This is a genomic window from Burkholderia sp. Ac-20349, from assembly GCF_017104865.1.
In the GTDB taxonomy this organism is placed as follows: Bacteria; Pseudomonadota; Gammaproteobacteria; order Burkholderiales; family Burkholderiaceae; genus Burkholderia; species Burkholderia aenigmatica.
The window spans coordinates 135233-149840 of record NZ_JAAGPM010000002.1 but is presented as its reverse complement, the minus strand read 5'-3'; the positions used below and the strand labels follow the sequence as shown (position 1 = coordinate 149840).

Below are 14608 nucleotides of genomic sequence, written 5' to 3'. Positions count from 1 at the left end.
GCCCGGGCTACCGGTATCGTAGGGCGCCAGAGAATCGGCAACGGTGTGCGCAGAAAATCAGCGACTTACGTCCAGTTGCGCCACCGGGGCCGGGGCGGATCGTCAGTGTTCGTGCGATTGGTCTACTGCGGCGCCAAACTGGTGGTATTTCGTTGCGCCCGATTGACTGCAGCCGACCCACTACCGTCATTTATCCTCTTGGGCGGCAATGTCCGCTTTCAATGGCCTGGCTGCTCGACGTCATGTAGCTATCCGCACCGTCGTGCCTTCGATTGACTAAAGCCTTCCGCAACGTCAGATATTGATGTTCACTCCGGTCGGCAACGTTTGGGTAATCCATCCGCTTCGTTGCAGTGACCGGCGACCGTCTGCATAGACGTTCGGGTTGTCGTCGAGGGACCGAAGTGTGACTAGCACGACTGCCCTCATCGGCTTGGTCAAGATAGGCTCGAATTCGCGCCGAAGGACAGACGCTTGCACAGCCCAAACATTACCGGCGACACCGTTTTTCATTGAGCGCCGGAACACCTTGACAGGCGCCCACTTCCCTCCGTGCTCGATTTGGGCGCTTTCGAATCCATGGCTACCTTCTTCGTAGTCGCCGGGCAGTTGGCCGCCGAACTCGAGTGCGTCCTTTTCGTTTTTCTCTAGCGTCCCGAACCCGATGGAGACGTTAAAGCGTACATACTCGGCCCCAGCATCCCCGTTTAGTGGCGGTGCGTAGGCACAGGTCATGATCACTTCAGCACGGAGTTTGCCGTTGACCAATAGGCATTCCGGGATGGGGTAAGGCGCCTTGCGCCATTTCGCACCATCGACGAGATCTATCTCGAACATCAACGTGAAACTCGAATCGGAGTCGTAAAGTACGCCGACAGGATCGGAGGGTATGCCGGCACCGAAGTATCGACGGTCCCGCACGGTGCGAGGCGGGGAGTTCAGTTCTGCGGCGTGGACAATCAGCGCTTTCACAAGCGTGGGCGACACTGGGATAGGATTGCGACGGTTCCCGCTTTCCAGATCTCGCCACGTATGCGCGGCGAGTGCGGCGACGACTGGTGCAGAATAGCTGGTCCCAAACACGCGCGCTGTTTTCCCGCTCGGGTGCAGGATTCTCACGCCTACGCCAGTGCTTTCCCAGTTTGTGGTGGCGTTGCCACCGAAGTGGATCACATCGGGTTTCGGGGTGAATACCGGGCCGGGGCCGCGCCGGGAATAGGGAGCCGGCTCGCCCGACTGTACAAGTGTTTTCGCGTTCGCTCGATGCGCGACCGCACCTACTGTCAACGCTCGTACGGAATCACCTGGGCTTGCAAGGCGGTCGGGCAAACCATCGCTCGCAGGCCACGTACGCCGCGGTTGCTCTAGGTAGTTGCCGGCAGAAACCACGAAGAGAACATTGTGCTGGTCGCTCAGGTTATCAAGCTCGCGAGCGAATTCGCTGAACTCTTCATCGCTAACCTCAGAAGGGGTGGCGATCGAAAGATTCCACACATGGACATTGGGTTGCTTGGCTATGGCAGTGCGCAATCGAAGTATAAGATCTCCTAATCGCGTGCCACCGAGTTCCGCCGCGGCCACATCGTGCACAAGGCAAGGCACTCGCGGAAAGCCGTTGTCTTCCTCGTTCAGGTGCGCCGCACAAGCTATCAATGAGGCGACATAAGTCCCGTGCTCGTAATTTGTGTCTGGTGGCAGAACGTAGGTGTCGCGTCCGGCGATCCACGGTGCCAGGGATTTCAGCTTCGGCGCAACACCACTGTCGAAGACCCCCACAATAGGCAAATCTGGACTAGGTAATGGAAACGAGGGAACGTCAGTTGGGGCAGCTATCTGGGTTGAAGAACTGTGGACTTGGGGTTCCGGCATGATCCTGCGCACGGCCGGGAAGCGTAGCAGTTCTGTCAGCTTGTCCTTCGTCAGTTGTTCCATTGATACCAAAAACACTGGCGCCCCTGATCGCTGAGAGAGCTGTTCTGCACTGAGGTCGGATCGCTTGAGAAATTCAAGGAAACGTTGCAGAACCTTCTTTGACGTTTCCTCTGACGCGTAGGAAAAGAGGCGGACAAGCACGCGTTCGGCCGCCGCCTCGATAGCGCTATGCAGGGCCTTGGCGTCGAGGTCCCGAAATGTCGACGGTAGCCTGCGCTGCATGCCCCACGAGTGGATGCCCTCCAGAGCGCTCAGATTTTCGCGAATTGCTTTCGTCTTTCTCGACTGGATCACCCGATCCAGCGCCACCATGGCGCTCGCGTCTGCTGCGATCAGCATTTCATTCAGAGACCCATGACCAACCCGCACCGCTTGGCCTTCAGCGGCAAGGGTGGTGGGTCGATGGGTTTTCGCGATGGCCTCGTTGCGAAGTTCAAGTACTAGGACTGCCGGCACATCGGGGATGCTTAGATCCTGGCTACTTGCTTCGGCGGCCGCCGACAATGATTTACGCAACCGACTGCGCAACGCAGGCGTGACCGGAACAAACTCGGTACCACCGCCACCTCGCGTCTCCACGCCAAATTGATCTTTGGCCTGGAATGCGACATGTACATACGGATTAGCGCGGTTTGCCCGATCGTTTCGTTGTTTTGCTCGCGGTTTTACCGGCATTAGGCCCCCTCAGCATATTTGATATTTGCCGGGTCGAGACTGCATAGAGTCTAGCAAGCTCCCGCAAGGAAAAGGCTTCACCCCTCCATTGTCTCAACCAGCGCACTTCGTCTTCTATTGACGGCAGATGGTGCCCATTCAGTAAGGAAATGGCAAGGCCCAACCGTCGGAGGATTTCAGTGGTATCTGCTTCGGATTGCCCCGCCAGAATAGCCGTGCGGATAGCATCCTGGCACACCTGTTCAATGACGGCACCTGAAATGCCTTCGGAAAAGCTCACAAGCTCATCCCAATGCAATGACGCTGGGGCGAAGTCCCTTAGCATCGTCTTCCAAAGGGCTTCTCGCAAGGAGGCATCTGGAACGGCGAAGGGTATTTGAAATGGGAACCGTCGCCAGACAGCAGGATCGATTCCCTGCGCAAAGTTTGTCGCAGCGACCACGACCGTATGGCCAGGCAATGCATCGATGTTCTGCAGTAATGCAATCACGATACGCTGCAGTTCCCCCACATCGCGCTCGTTACCTCGCGCAGACGCTAACGCATCGAACTCATCCAGCAGCAGCACGCAGGGCGTCTGTTCGGCAAAATCGAAGACCCTACGCAAGTTTCTGCTGGTCTGACCGAGCAAACTGCTGATCAGCGTGTCGCATCGTACGGTGGCTAGCGGTAGCGCAAGCTTGCTAGCAAGCCATCGCGCGGTCATCGTTTTGCCTGTTCCAGGAGGGCCGTAGAGAAATAGGCGATTGACCGTTGCAACGCCGGCTGCAGCCAGTCGATCGTAATTGGATACCGATCCGATAAATTCCTGCACTCGCTTTGCCGCTGCGGAAGACAGATGAAATCCATTTTCCTGCAACTGGGGATAGGAAACGTCTACGGTTTCGAGGCGGCTCTCGGTGTCGGTCGGCACAGCGGTTGCCATGCGAGAGCCATCTTGTGCGAAGGCCATGGCCGACGGAGCCCTGGCAAGGCGATCGCGAATGCGCAGAGCATCCTCTCGTTCGCCACTCCGTTCGAGCTTGTCCGCGAGCAAGCCGGCGTAGTTGCCGGCCATCGAGGCGTTAGCCTTCAACGCGCCGTCTAGAATTTTCAGAACCTCGGACATGTGCTCCAAAGCGATCCTCACTGGTGTTTCATGTTTCGGTCGAATCGTAACGCAAATAGGTGTCGCCGAGACGATTTTCTCACTTGATGGAGCGAAATTTTAAAAATCGTTGCAATCCATCGCGCGCTTCGAGTGCTCGTTAGTGACGTAACGGCCGCTTACGCGTGCGAACTTTGCCGTGAGAGGCCCCTTAGTTGGGCGGTGCGAACATGCCTCGTATGACCTCTGCGCATGAAAGAGCTGACCATGCGCCCGGGACTAGAACACCTGAACGAGAGTGAAACTGCACAGGAACTGCAGCGACTAACGCGCATCGTAAGGTTCGATTGCGTCAGAACGTCGCTGGTCGAATCGGACGGGGAAGACCGAGGAGTGCTGTCGATATCTAGCGCTGCTGCTTCGACATACGCTTTCAGCGCCATCTGTGCGAAGAGATACGCCTGAATTTGGCCTATCGGTAGATCGGAAGCAGTCGTTCGAACCTGCTCTATCGAGCGGCTGCTTCTGGCCGGCAGCCGCCGTCGGAATTGCAAGCCAGGTCGGTTACGTCGACTCGGTCGAAAGTCGTAAAAGCATGGTACCGGCTGTGCGCCCTATGCGAACACGCGACCTACGAAGTATGAATCCGGACGGCGACGTCACGAGGTGTTGTCGACAATGCGTAGGGCAGTCGCAGTAACTTTGTCACACAGTCACAAAACCGTAGCGCCAGTCGCGCGCCCTCCGGCACCCTACCGGTGCGTTACCGCCACACACAGTTCACGCACGAACAAGCCGATGCAGTCGTCGAACCTGGGTCAATGCCTGCTGCGCCGACGTCAGGTTCGTGAAGCCGAGCAACATGCCGGGCGGCATCCGGCCGCCCGGGCTCCAGTCGTTCAGCGGCTGGATGGAAAACCCCTGCAAATCGGCCATGCGTGCGACGGCGCGATCGTCGACAGCCGTGCGCCAGTACGCCACGACATGCAAGCCGCCCGCGCGGGGTGGCACATGCAGCGTATCGCCGAAGACCTTGACCAGCGCATCGACCAGCCACGCGCGGCGGGTGGCGTACAGCGCGCGCATTTTCTTCAGATGGCGCGCGAAGTGCCCTTGTTCCATGAAGTCGGCGACGACGGATTGCATCAGCATCTGGCCGCTGCCGCCGAGCCAGCCGGCGGTGTCGCGAAAGGCCTCGACCTGCGCGTCGGGCACGACGAGATAGCCCAGCCGCAAGCCCGGATACAGCACCTTGCTGAACGATCCGGTGTAAAGCACGCGGTCGTGGCGATCCAGGCTTTTGAGCGCGGGCAGCGGGCGGCCGTGGTAACGGAACTCGCTGTCGTAGTCGTCCTCGACGATCCAGGCCCGCTGCTGACGGGCCCAGTCGAGCAATGCCAGGCGTCTCGGCAGCGACAGCGCGGTGCCGAGCGGGCTTTGATGGGTCGGCGTGACCACGGCAAAACGTGCATCGGGCGCACGGTGTTGCCCCGCTTCCACGCACAAGCCGTCGTCGTCGACCGGCACCGGCACGAGCCGCATGCCCGCGTGCTCGAGCAGGCGGCGGGCGTGGATATAGCCGGGATCCTCGAACCAGCCGGTGTCGCCGGGATGCAGCAGGGTCCGGCAGATCAGATCCAGCGCACCGCGATACCCCGCGGTGATGAAGATCTGCCCGGCCGAGCAGTCGATGCCGCGCGACACGCCGAGATAGGCGGACAGCGCGCGCCTCAGCGCATCGAGCCCCTGCGGCGGCGCGTAGTCGAGCGACGGCGTCGCCATCGCCCGCACATGACGCCCCGTCAACCGTATCCACGGCATGCGCGGAAACGCATCGAGCGCGGGAATGCCCATCTGAAACGGCTTCGGCTCGCGCGCCGCCGGATCGCCGCGCGGCGGTTCGTCCGGCCTGGCTGCGAGGGCGCGCGGCTGCCGGCCATCCGGCAACTGGGGCGACACGACGGTGCCGGCCGGCCCGCGTGCGACCAGGTACCCTTCGCCGATGAGGATCTGATAGGCCGCTTCGACGGTGCCGCGTGCCAGATTGAGTTCGCTGGCCAGACTCCGTACCGACGGCACGCGCTTGCCCGGCGCAAGCTTGCCCGTTTCGATCGCATCGCGGAAGCGCCGGTACAGCTGCCGATAGACCGGCATGTCGAGATGACGGTCCGGCATCAGATCGTCGAAGTTCATGTCCCAGTCAAATAGTCATTTTTTGACCCTTCAGGATACGTCATCCGGTTCGTAAAGTAACGACGTTACCTTGGAGCAATCGTGATGCCAGAGATCCATTTGAAACGCGCCGTGACGGACGAGGATTACCGGTCGGCGTTCGACGTGATGCGCGAGCTGCGCCCGCACCTGACCGATGCCGATGCGTTCGTGCGGCAGATGCGCCGCCAGGCCGAACAAGGTTATCTACTGCTGACCGCGCGACACGCCAGCCCCGATGATGCAGTCGTCGCGCTGGCGGGATACCGTCACCTTGAAAACACGGTTTACGGCCGCTTCGTCTATGTCGACGATCTGGTGGCGACCGAGCACGCGCGCGGTCAACGGCTGGGCGAGCGGCTGCTCGATGCGGTGCGCGACGACGCGCGACAACACGGCTGCATGTACCTGATACTCGATACCGGCTTGTCCAACGCGCTCGCGCAGCGCTTCTATTTCCGCCAGGGGATGCTGTCCCGCGGCATGCATTTCAGCCAGTCTCTGCAGGCGCCCTGATGAACAACCTTCTTTTTGTCGATGCCAGCCCGCATGGCAATCATTCGCTGGGCGCGCGCATCGCGCGCGACGCCATCGCGCAATGGCAGGCGGCCCGCCCCCATGCACGCGTCGTGTCGCGCAGCCTCGGTGAACCCGGGTTGCCTGCGATATCGGCCGCCTATGCGCATGCGCTGGTCGCGCGGCAGCCGAATTCCGATCCCGCGCTCGCGTGCTCCGAACAACTGATCGCGGAAGTGGAGCGCAGCGACGGCCTGTTGATCAGCACACCGATGCACAATTTCACGGTACCCGCGGTGCTGAAACAGTGGATCGATTACGTGCTGCGTATCGGCCGCACGTTCACGTCCACGCCGGAAGGCAAGTTCGGCCTGCTCGCCGATCGTCCCGTGCTCGTGCTGGCGCGCTCCGGCGGCATCTGCACCGGGGCAGCGGCACGGCAGCCCGATTTCCTGACCCCGTACCTGAAGCAGGTGCTGGCCGTCATCGGCATCTCGACGGTGGATTTCATCTACCTTGAAGGCCATGCGCCGGACGACGCGGCCATCGATGCGGTACGCGGCCAGCTGGCCGCCTCGACCCTGCTGGCTCGCCGCGCGACGGAAGCGGCCTGAAGGCGCGACGCCCCGGCGCGCGCAGGCGTCAACCGATGCGTGCCGGGAGCGGCCGATATCGGGCATCCCGCGCCGGGCGCTTCGCCGTCACGTCTCCAGCCGCCCCATCCGGCGTGCCATCGCCGGGCTGACCGCATGCACCGGATCGAACCCGAAGAATTCGAGCACGTGGCGCGCGACGTCGTCGCGGTCGTTGTCCGCGCAGATCATGTGGTAGCTGTTCTCCAGCACGATCCCGCGCGCATCGGGCATCTTGTCCAGCAGGAAATCGGCCGAGCGCAGGCTGGTCAATTCGTCCTCGCGCGCATGCAGCACGAGCGTCGGGCACGGCGTGCCGGCCGCGGCCTCGAGTGCCCAGTCGCGCATCCGGTCGACCTGGCGCACGCATGCGAGCGGCACCCACGCATAGTGGAAACTGTCCTGCCGCTCGAACTTCTTCTTCACGATCGCGCGGATCGTCGCGTTCTTGATGCCGAACGGATCGCCTTCCTCGACGCGCATCCGCTCCGCGACACCGGGCACGCGGTACAGCACATGCCGCAACGCGCGGTACCACGGCGTCGACCAGCCGTCGATGAACACCGGCGTGGCCAGCAGCGCGAGCCGGCCGCGCGCATGCTGCACGCGATGGCACAGCAGCAGCGCAACCAGCGCGCCCATGCACATGCCCGCGACATGCAGCGTGTCGTACTCGTTTTCCAGCGCGCGATACTGCTCGGTCACCGCGTCGAGCCAGGCTTCCGCGCGCACGCCGACCAGATCCTCGGGGCGCGTGCCGTGCCCCGGCAGCGTGATCATGTGCGTATCGCCGCCTGCGCGCCGCATCGCCTTGTGCAGCGAACCGAGATCGTATTGCGTGCCGCCGAGCCCGTGGATCAGCAGGACGCCCGTGCGGCCCGTCATGACGCGTCTCCGCTCATTCGTCCGCCGGCCACACGCGCTCGATCTGCCAGACGCCCGCCACCACCGTCACGTCGACATTCGAATCGAGCAGCGGCGCGCCGTGATCGGTGATCGTCTGCGTGCCGCCGTCGCGCTGCACGATACGCAGCGACAGCGACGCGCGATCCTCGCCGGCGATCTCCGCATTCCAGTAGTCGCGCAGCGCATCGCGGTCGCCCGGCTGCACGCGTTCGAGCACGCCCGGCACACTCGCGATCTGTGCCGCATCGACGCCGACGCCGAACACGCGCTCGACGTCGCCGCTCCACTCGATCCGCCCCGATTCCGGATCGAGCACGTAGGCGATCTGGCCGGCGCTCGCGAGCGCGAGCTCCATGTTGTTCTGCAGGACCGCCGCATGCTCGTGCACGCGTTCGCGCGTCGTCTTCAATGTGCTCACCGTCAGCACCAGCAGCGACGCGACCGCCAGATAAAGCTGCGCCTCGAGCAGCGCACTGCCGTAGTGCTCGTGAAACGACGCGAACGGGCCGTCGCCCTGCGCGGTCTGCTCGATCACGATCAGCGCGAGCACCAGCACCGACGACGAGCCCGCGCGGCCGCCGAGCAGCAGCGTCACCGCGACCGTGAGGAACAGCGGGATATACGTCAGCGCGAAGCCGGCGCCCGTGCCGAATTTCTGCGACGTGTCGCCGTCGAAGATCACGAGCGCGACGATCGCGAGCAGCACGAACGAAACCAGGCCGAGCACGAGGTCGAAGCGCTCATGGTCGCCCGAGCGGTGCGCGCGAAAGCGCGACCATGACGCGAGCACCGGCGTGACCAGCAGCACGCCGACGAAGTCGGACGCGGCCCACACCGACCACACGTCGAAGAACGGCGCGCCCTTGACCACCGTGTACCACGCCGCGCCGCCGATCGCGCCGACCACGCCCGCGATCAAGCCGGCGAGGATCACCGAGCGCAGGAAATACAGCCCTTCGAGCGAGAAGCGCACGCGCTGGACGAGCCACACCGCAAGCGCGGCCGCGCCGACCTCGTCGACCGTGAACAGCACCGCGTTGACCAGGCTGCCGTGTTCGATCCCGGTCAGCGCGAGCTGCCCGACCAGGAACGCGCCGGCCAGCGTCAGCCATTCGCGCATCGGCCGCAGCATGAATGCGCCGACCGTCACGCCGGCCGGCAGCCAGATGTAGCCCGTCAGCCGGACGGGGCCGTTGAACTGGTGCGAAATGTAGCCGGTCGCGAGATACAGCGCCGCCCAGAGCAGCGCGGCGACGAGGCCCGGCCGCGATCGTTTGGTGTCCATCGAGAATCCCTGTGTGCTGCGCCTGCGATCGGCAGGTGCGCGATGTGCGAATGATATGCGGACGGGGCGGGCCGGGGAATACCGGGGCCGGAAGCGCATTGTGGGTGCCGGCGCGCCCGCAAGCTGGCGGTTGTGACCGGGCAAGTATCGGAAAAGTTCGGTGTGTGCCGGGTACGGCCGGGACGCGTCCGAGCGTCGCCTTGGCCGGACGGCCAAAATCGCCCGCGGCCGGTGGTTCGCCCCTAACATGAAAGGCATCCGAAAGCATGCGCTTCGGGTATCGTCCACGTCATCAGCCAACTTTCCACATGACCGCTCGCCATGAAAACCGTACCGGCCCGGCCGATCCCGGCCCCCTCGACGCCATGAGCCGATTCCGCGTCACGTACGACGGGCCCGCGCTCGAATCGTCCGAGATGGACGTGCGCGAACTCGCGCCCGCGCTGCTTGCCATCGGGGATCTGCTCGACGCGTCGACCCGCGCGCTGTGCGGCAATCAGGTTCGGCCGCAAGTGAATGTGCGCGGCAGCTTCAAGACCGGCAGCTTCGGCATCGACTTCACGCTCGCGACTTCGCTGCTCGGCCGCATGCGCGACATGCTGAGCGGCAACGAAGGCACGGCGCTCGCCAATGCGGTCACGATCCTGACCGCGCTCGGCATCGCCGCACCCAGGGCGAGAAAGGGGCTCTTCGCCGTCCTCAAATGGCTGCGCGGGCGCGAGATCCGGCAGGTGCAGATGCAGGAACACACCGCCATCCTGCACGTCGACGGCGACGCACTCGAAATCGACCTGCCCGTCCTCACCCTGTTGCGCGACGTCGGCGTTCGCCACGCCACCGCGCAGGTGCTTGCGCCGCTCGCGCGCGACGGCATCGTGATGTTTGCGGCCGGCACCGATACGGAGATATTCGAAACGGTCGACCGCTGCGAAATCGCGTGGTTTCACGCACCCGAGCCCGCCGACTCGCTCATCCTCGACGAGCATCGCAAGATGGCGTTCTCGATCGTGTCGCTCGCGTTCAAGGACGACAACAAGTGGCGGCTGTACGACGGCACGTCGACGATTCACGCGGCGATCACGGACGCCGGCTTCCTGTCGCGCGTGAACAACAGTCAGATCAGCTTCAGCAAGGGCGACGTGCTCGTCTGCAATGTCCGAATGCAGCAGTGGCAAACCTCGGACGGAGCAAAAACCGAATACGAAGTCACGGATGTCCTCGAACATCGCCCAGCCGGCTTGCAGATTCAGTTGCCGGGGCTTTGACCGCCTTCCCGCCTTCGGAACGGATCCGCTGCGGGGTTCGCCCTTCGCGTCGACCTTCCCGAATGAACGAGTTCGCGCGATGGCACACGCAATCCGCCTGCGCCCGGCGTCTACCGCCGGCCTGCCATTCCTGCGGACGCTTCGCCGGCTCACGATGAACGAGCACCTGCAGCGGGTCGGCGCGCCGACCGGCGATGCAGCGCACGACCGCCGCATCCACGGCCGCAGCGTACCGGCCGGCGCCCTTCACGCGTCGTCGGCCGACTCCTCGTCGATCCAGTCCATGAATGCCTGCACTTCCGGCCGTTGCGTGGCACCGGGTCGCGTGACCGCGCAGTAGGCGAACCGCGCGGGCCAGGGGAGATCCAGCACCTGCTCGAGCCGCCCCTCGGCAATTTCGTCACGGGCGTATTGCTCCGGCACCAGCGCCAGGCCCTGCCCGGCTTCCGCGGCGCGAATCAGCAGGAAGTCGTCCTCGAAGGCCGAGCCACGCGCGGCCCGCAGGTCGGCCGCCGCACCATGCGCGGCCAACCAAACGGAGGAACAGCGGTCACTTGATTTAGCTCGCCTAAACTCATCGGGCAGAAATTATCGCTTTTTCCATCGAGACGTGTAGCCGAACATGCTGGAAGCGCACACGAATCACACGCGCCATCAGATTTAGTCTGCCTGCATCGAAACCGCGATATTCGATCCCTGCGCCGGCAGGTCGCCCGACAGCTTCAACGCAGCGACCGCGCGCAAGGACTCGCTCGTCCCGAACCGCCACACCGTTACTGACCACGCCTGCCATGAATGCCTCGCAAGCGCCTGCCGGAGCGTCGAATCCGGCTTTTTCCGCCCACCCCGGTTATCGGCGCATGTTCGCCGCGGACCAGCTGACCCTCGGCATCTTCCTGCCGCTACGCGCCTACCGCGGCGACATGCGCGTCCTGACCGGGCAGGCCGACCTCGTTGCGGACATCGACCGCCGCGGCTTTGCCGCCGTCTGGGTACGCGACGTGCCGCTGTTCGACCCGTCGTTCGGCGATGCGGGGCAGGTCTTCGACCCGTTCACGTACCTGTCCTTCCTCGCCGCCCGAACCACGCGCATTGCGCTCGCCACCGGCAGCGCGATCTTTTCGCTGCGCCATCCGATCGACCTGGCCAAGAGTGCGGCCACCATCGACCAGTTGTCGGGCGGCCGTCTCGTCATGGGCATCGCGTCCGGCGACCGGCCCATCGAGTTTCCCGCCTACGGGCTCGCGCATGCGTCGCGCGGCGAACGGTTCGCGCACGCAGTCGCCTATTTCCGAAAACTGATGCGGGCAGGAAACCTGACGATCGAATCACCGCTCGGCAGCTTCAATGGTGCGGAGCTGCTCCCGAAGGCCACCATCGGCGCGGTACCGCTGATCGTCACCGGCGCATCGGGCCAGCCGCTCACGTGGATCGCCGAGCACGCGGACGGCTGGCTGACCTATCCCGGCGATTCGCACACCGGCGCCGGCCCGCTGCGACTCGCGGAAAAAATCCGCGCGTGGCGCGCACTGATTCCCGACGGTGGATTCCGGCCGCACATGACCAACGAATGGATCGACCTCGTGGACGATCCCGATCACCCGCGCACGCCGTTGCATGGCGGGTTCATCCTGCGGACCGGCCGCAACGGGCTCATCGCACTGCTGAACGAATGGCGCGAGGTGGGTGTGAATCATGTCGCGCTGGGTATCCAGTTCTCGCAACGGCCCGCGGCGGAAATCATCCAGGAACTGGCCGAGGAAGTCCTGCCGCACTTTCCGTCGCATGACGGGCCGCCAGCGATCACGACGGCGTGGTAATCGGGCGCGCGCCGGCCAGCACGGCAATCAACCCCGGCCGGCGCCGGTAATCGGTCAATGCCGGCGACCCGCCACCTGGCGGGCCGGCTGCGATCGCGCCCGCATGCCACCTGCGTCGAACCTGCTCCCGATTCAATCCACTCGCCGCCACACCGAGATCGGTATGTCGCCGTTGGCACGCGGCGGCACGCGGTAGCTCAACTCACCATCCTTCAATTGATAGCTTCGCGTCTGCGTTTGCCCGATCCAGTTCGGGTACGACGCATTGCTGATGTGAAACGCCAGCGAGTGGTTCGCCGGATCGACGGTCAGCTTGCCATAGTGGGTACTCGAACCGAGCACGGCGTCACGGAATTCGTCCGGCGTGCCGGTCGCCTTGTCGTTCGACGCGAAGCGCGGGCGTTCCGACCTGAAGATCTGCAGCGAATAGTTCCCGTGCATGTCGATCAGCAGCAGCCCCTTCGGATCGGCACCATAGTCGCGGCCGACCGTGCCGTCGGGATGTTGTACGTCCGCCGCGACCAGCGTCCACGTCCCCGCGAGCGACGGCGCGGCCGATGCGTCGCCGGGAATCATCGATGCGGCCAGCAGCATGCCGGGAAGGCCCTGGCGGAATATCGAGTGGATGTTCATTCACAGTCCTTGTCGGAAAGAAGGGAAGCCCACCTCACAGGCATCCGCAGCCGCGTATCGCGCGCATCCCCGTGAACCGGAACGACCGGTTCACTTGATGGTAGCGACGGGAATGTGCAATAAATACGATAATTCGAAATCGATCTATAAGAAAAACCGAATCATGACGTTTCCGAATCTCGACATGGATGCGCTGCGCACGCTGATCGCCGCGGATCGGCTCGGCAGCCTCAACCGCGCCGCCGACCGGATCGGCCGATCGCAATCGGCGGTCAGCCAGCAGATGCGCAAGCTCGAAACGCAGATCGGTCAGCCACTGTTTCGCCGACAGGGGCGCGGCCTCGTGCCGACCGAAGCCGGCGAACTGATGCTGTCCTATGCGCGCCGCATTCTCGAACTGAACGACGAGGCGGTCGGTGCGATTCGCGGCGCGGCGATCGAGGGGGCCGTGCGATTCGGGCTGCCCGGCGACTTCGCCGAATCGTGGCTGCCCGTCGCGCTCGGCCAGTTCAAGCGCACGCACCCGGGCGTGCGCGTCGACATCGTCGTCGACGGCAACGGCGCGTTGCTCGACCGGCTCGATGGCGGCGAACTCGACATCGTGCTCGCGATGGGCCGCGGGCATCGCGCCGACGCGGAACACCTGGTCACGCTGCCGATGGCGTGGATCGGGCCGCATGGCATCGACGTGCGTCCGCGCGCCGGCGCGCCGCTGGATCTCGCGCTGTACAAACCGCCGTGCCTGTTCCGCAAGGCCGGCACCGATGCGCTCGACACCGCCGGGATCCCGTGGCGGCTCGCTTACACGACCGGCAGCCTGCAAAGCCTGTGGGCCGGCGTCGCGGGCGGGCTGGGCATTACGGCAAGAACGATGGTAGGGGTGCCGCCGACGCTGCGGCAGCTCGGCGAGCGCGACGGCCTGCCGCCGCTGCCGTCGGTCGACGTGTGCCTTCATGCGGGTGGAGGCGATGCGCGTTCCGCGCTCGCGAGCCTGAAACGCGTGGTGGTCGATACGCTGATCGCCAATCTCGCGGATGCGCACAAGGTGCCCGGCCGGCACGCCGGATGATCGGCCACGGATGCGCGCCGGATTGGGCGCGGTGCCCTTTGACCGGCTGCCCGTCATCGGGAATGATTCGCTGCGGGGGCGACCTTCCCGTCGACGATCCCGAATTCCCGAACGAACGAGTCCGCCCGATGACACACGCAATCCGCCTGCGCCCGGCGTCTGCCGCCGACCTGCCGTTCCTGTTGAACCTGCGCCGGCTCACGATGACCGAGCACCTGCAGCGCGCTGGAATGCCAACCGATGACGAAGCGCACGACCGGCGCATCCGCGCGAATTTCGACGATGCGATGATCGTCTGCGAAGGCGACGAAGCAATCGGCTTGCTGAAGGTGACACGCGCCACCGATGAGTGGCACGTTCACCAGATCCAGATCCTCCCCGCGCACCAGGGCCGGGGCATCGGCGAAGCCGTGCTCAACGCATTACTGAACGACGCAGCACACGCGCACGTGCCCGTGTCGCTCAGCGTGCTGCACGGCAACCCGGCGCGGCGGCTCTACGAACGGCTCGGTTTCCACAGCGAATCGGAAACCGACACGAGCGCGAGCATGATCTGGCGCGCGTGACGTCCGGCGTG

12 protein-coding genes and 2 pseudogenes are annotated in these 14608 nt (G+C 64.2%); 7 read left to right on the top strand and 7 right to left on the bottom strand.

Going from position 1 to position 14608, the window contains the following annotated elements:
* Positions 1 to 294: 294 nt before the first annotated feature.
* From iteS to G3N61_RS01565, 3 genes are all read right to left on the bottom strand, one after another.
* Complete coding sequence (gene iteS, locus G3N61_RS01575) at positions 295 to 2607, bottom strand: S8 family anti-phage peptidase IteS (protein ID WP_205821190.1); 2313 nt, start codon at positions 2605 to 2607, stop codon at positions 295 to 297.
* Entirely contained in the window at positions 2555 to 3715 is a 1161-nt protein-coding gene (gene iteA / locus G3N61_RS01570) for an anti-phage ATPase IteA (RefSeq protein ID WP_241017502.1), read from the bottom strand. The genes iteS and iteA overlap by 53 nt, the downstream gene beginning before the upstream one ends.
* A gap of 759 nt (positions 3716 to 4474) precedes the next feature.
* Positions 4475 to 5887 (bottom strand): PLP-dependent aminotransferase family protein, encoded by a 1413-nt coding sequence (locus G3N61_RS01565; RefSeq protein ID WP_089454000.1) that lies wholly within the window; start codon positions 5885 to 5887, stop codon positions 4475 to 4477.
* 84 nt (positions 5888 to 5971) lie between these two features.
* On the opposite strand from G3N61_RS01565, the gene G3N61_RS01560 reads away from it, so the two are divergent.
* Both G3N61_RS01560 and G3N61_RS01555 read left to right on the top strand, forming a co-directional pair.
* Positions 5972 to 6421 (top strand): GNAT family N-acetyltransferase, encoded by a 450-nt coding sequence (locus G3N61_RS01560; RefSeq protein ID WP_205821189.1) that lies wholly within the window; start codon positions 5972 to 5974, stop codon positions 6419 to 6421.
* Positions 6421 to 7035, top strand: coding sequence for an NAD(P)H-dependent oxidoreductase (locus G3N61_RS01555; protein WP_205821188.1), 615 nt, complete (start codon positions 6421 to 6423; stop codon positions 7033 to 7035). Before G3N61_RS01560 ends, G3N61_RS01555 begins: the two co-directional genes overlap by 1 nt.
* Before the next feature lie 87 nt (positions 7036 to 7122).
* Here the strand turns inward: G3N61_RS01555 and G3N61_RS01550 are convergent, their stop codons facing one another.
* Positions 7123 to 7938 carry an alpha/beta fold hydrolase gene (locus G3N61_RS01550; protein ID WP_089454003.1) on the bottom strand — a complete coding sequence of 272 codons (816 nt, stop codon included), beginning with the start codon at positions 7936 to 7938 and terminating at the stop codon, positions 7123 to 7125.
* A gap of 13 nt (positions 7939 to 7951) precedes the next feature.
* Entirely contained in the window at positions 7952 to 9244 is a 1293-nt protein-coding gene (locus G3N61_RS01545) for an MASE1 domain-containing protein (RefSeq protein WP_089454004.1), read from the bottom strand.
* 308 nt (positions 9245 to 9552) lie between these two features.
* Here G3N61_RS01545 and G3N61_RS01540 point away from each other — a divergent pair, with 308 nt between their 5' ends.
* Both G3N61_RS01540 and G3N61_RS40185 read left to right on the top strand, forming a co-directional pair.
* Positions 9553 to 10509 carry a hypothetical protein gene (locus tag G3N61_RS01540; protein ID WP_089454005.1) on the top strand — a complete coding sequence of 319 codons (957 nt, stop codon included), beginning with the start codon at positions 9553 to 9555 and terminating at the stop codon, positions 10507 to 10509.
* Between the two features lie 79 nt (positions 10510 to 10588).
* A pseudogene (locus G3N61_RS40185) lies at positions 10589 to 10726 on the top strand (GNAT family N-acetyltransferase); the annotation flags it as partial.
* A 29-nt stretch (positions 10727 to 10755) separates the two neighbouring features.
* Here the strand turns inward: G3N61_RS40185 and G3N61_RS01535 are convergent.
* A pseudogene (locus G3N61_RS01535) lies at positions 10756 to 11046 on the bottom strand (LysR substrate-binding domain-containing protein); the annotation flags it as partial.
* 323 nt (positions 11047 to 11369) lie between these two features.
* On the opposite strand from G3N61_RS01535, the gene G3N61_RS01530 reads away from it, so the two are divergent.
* The gene (locus tag G3N61_RS01530) at positions 11370 to 12329 is read left to right on the top strand and encodes an LLM class oxidoreductase (RefSeq protein WP_205821186.1); all 960 of its coding nucleotides are present in this window, start codon (positions 11370 to 11372) and stop codon (positions 12327 to 12329) included.
* 132 nt (positions 12330 to 12461) lie between these two features.
* Here G3N61_RS01530 and G3N61_RS01525 read toward each other — a convergent pair whose 3' ends face one another.
* The gene (locus G3N61_RS01525; protein ID WP_205821184.1) at positions 12462 to 12962 is read right to left on the bottom strand and encodes a lipocalin-like domain-containing protein; all 501 of its coding nucleotides are present in this window, start codon (positions 12960 to 12962) and stop codon (positions 12462 to 12464) included.
* 163 nt (positions 12963 to 13125) lie between these two features.
* Between G3N61_RS01525 and G3N61_RS01520 the strand changes: the two genes are divergently transcribed.
* Together G3N61_RS01520 and G3N61_RS01515 are read left to right on the top strand one after the other, a co-directional pair.
* Complete coding sequence (locus tag G3N61_RS01520; RefSeq protein WP_205821182.1) at positions 13126 to 14031, top strand: LysR substrate-binding domain-containing protein; 906 nt, start codon at positions 13126 to 13128, stop codon at positions 14029 to 14031.
* Positions 14032 to 14159: 128 nt separating this feature from the next.
* Entirely contained in the window at positions 14160 to 14597 is a 438-nt protein-coding gene (locus G3N61_RS01515; RefSeq protein WP_205821180.1) for a GNAT family N-acetyltransferase, read from the top strand.
* Positions 14598 to 14608 lie beyond the last annotated feature (11 nt).